At 67.4% G+C, this 1,742-nt stretch carries 1 protein-coding gene; it reads right to left on the reverse strand.

Translation table 11 applies throughout. The features are described 5' to 3' along the window. Positions 1 to 67: 67 nt before the first annotated feature. Positions 68 to 1,666: a transposase gene (locus tag V2S04_RS14895; protein ID WP_413639122.1), complete on the reverse strand. Its 1,599-nt coding sequence runs from the start codon at positions 1,664 to 1,666 to the stop codon at positions 68 to 70. Between the last annotated feature and the right edge of the window lie 76 nt (positions 1,667 to 1,742).

The following is a 1,742-nucleotide window of genomic DNA, read 5'->3' on the forward strand; positions in this document are numbered from 1 at the left end:
GAGGCTGTCGCATGAATCTGCCCGGGCTCGGATGAGCCGGGGCGGCAGGGCCGAGCGGCCCTGCGGTTCAGGCGGTGGCGGCCGCGGTGCGGAGTTTGAGGAGGTTGTGGACGCTGCAGATCAGGCGCCATTCGGCGTGGACGGCGGGCATTCCTCGCCTGGTGAAGCGGCGGTAGCCGAGGTTGTTCTTGATGTTCCCGAAGACGGGTTCGATGCTGTGCTGCCGTTTCCGGTAGGCCTTGGAGCCGGCTTCGCTTGCGAGCTTGGCGTCCATGGCGTGCCGGGCGATCTCGGGGTCGACGGCTTCGCCTCGGACGTGGGCGAGCATGGTGTTGACCCGGCCTGCGGACACCTGCAGCTGATCGCAGGCGGCGCGTTTGGAGATCTCTCCTCGGGCGAGCTTCTCGATCACGGGCATCCATTCGTCGGGTTCGGGTTGGGCGGTGCGGGCTTGGCGTGGCCCGTCTTTGCCGAAGTAGCGTTTGGTCATGTCTCTGACCCAGGTGTAGGAGACCCCGAGGATCTCCCCGGCCTGACGGAGCGAGAGCTCTCCGCGGTTGACTCTGGCCAGGACGGCGAGCTTGTCATCATCGGGGATCTCGGCCCGCCGCCAAGCCTGTTTCCGCGTCGCGATCAACACGTCCGCGCCGACCTCGGCGGTGGCGTTCGCGCCGGTCCAGTAGCCCGCATCGGCGACGAACGTGCCGACCTTTCCGGCGCCTGCCTCGGCGAAGTTCTCCGAGACCGCGGCGGCGATCGGGACGAAGTGAGGCTGATCGTTCGTGGTCGCGGTGACCTCCGCCGCCACGACGATCTGGTCCTTGGTCGCGGCCGTCTGCGCGTTGTAGCCCTGCATCACTCCGCGCGCCTTATGCGCGATGATCCGCGAGTGCGGGTCTGTGGTGTTCGCCTTCCGCGCCCCGGGCCGCTTCACAGCGTCAGGCTTCGGCTTGGGGCCTCGGATGCCCTTCCCCGTGGCGGCCTCCTTCGCTGCCCGCTCTGCCATGCGCGCCTCGTAGTCCCGGGCCTTCTGCCCGTCCAGCTCGGCCAGCGCCGCCCGGATCCGCTCTCGCCGGCCCCGCCCTCCTGACCAGTCATCAGGCAACTCGCTGCCCGATCGGTCGCCGTGCTGTTCGTCCTCCGCGGCATCGACCTCCGCGGCTTCGGCGAGCACCGCAGCGGCCAGTTCATCCCGGGTACGGTTGGCGAAGTACGACGCGTCCGCTTCGATCTTCGTCCCGTCGATCGCGACCAGCCCCGCATCGACCAGCCCCGCCTTCACGCAGAGCCCCAGGACCTGCGAGAACAACGCGGCGATCGCATCCTGATGCCGCGCCCGGAACCGCGCCAGCGTGGCGTGATCGGGAGTCTGGTTCACCGCGATCACCCGATAGGCGACATCCTCGACCAGGCGCTTCTCGATCCGCCGCGAGGAGCGCTCACCGGTGCAGTACGCGTAGATCAACACCCCGAGCATCATCTCCGGGTCGTAGACCGCACCACCGCGCCCGTCAGCGCGGAACGCGGCGTAGAACGCCGTCAGATCCAGCTCCGCGACCACATCGATCACGAAGAACGCCAGATGATCCCCCGGCAGCCAGTCCCGCACCGACGGTGGCAACAGAAACCCCTGATCCCGACCACCCGAACGCACATTCACAACCATACTTAATCATCCCCTGATCAGGCATAAACAAGCATCAGACACGCCCGATCACCCGCAGATTCATGCGACAGCCTCA

Origin of the sequence: Microbacterium sp. OR21, from assembly GCF_047306785.1 — a bacterium.
GTDB classification, from domain to species: domain Bacteria; phylum Actinomycetota; class Actinomycetes; order Actinomycetales; family Microbacteriaceae; genus Microbacterium; species Microbacterium esteraromaticum_E.

Excerpts from the sequence above, each read along its gene's own strand:
- V2S04_RS14895 (WP_413639122.1), bottom strand. The coding sequence starts at position 1,666 with ATGGTTGTGAATGTGCGTTCGGGTGGTCGGGATCAGGGGTTTCTGTTG.